This is a genomic window from Robertmurraya korlensis, assembly GCF_023715225.1.
In the GTDB taxonomy this organism is placed as follows: domain Bacteria; phylum Bacillota; class Bacilli; order Bacillales; family Cytobacillaceae; genus Robertmurraya_A.
On sequence record NZ_JAMBNS010000174.1, the window covers coordinates 1 to 255 of the forward strand.

The window sequence follows — 255 nt, forward strand, 5'->3', positions numbered from 1 at the left end:
AGCTTCGACCGAAGGTCGTAAGCCTCAATTTTCCTTAGAAAGGAGGTGATCCAGCCGCACCTTCCGATACGGCTACCTTGTTACGACTTCACCCCAATCATCTGTCCCACCTTAGGCGGCTGGCTCCTTACGGTTACCCCACCGACTTCGGGTGTTACAAACTCTCGTGGTGTGACGGGCGGTGTGTACAAGGCCCGGGAACGTATTCACCGCGGCATGCTGATCCGCGATTACTAGCGATTCCAGCTTCATGTA

Annotated in this window: 1 rRNA gene; it reads right to left on the reverse strand. The window is 54.9% G+C overall.

The window, feature by feature from the left end:
- Positions 1 to 38: 38 nt before the first annotated feature.
- Positions 39 to 255: ribosomal RNA gene (locus M3175_RS24740) — 16S ribosomal RNA — on the reverse strand; the annotation flags it as partial.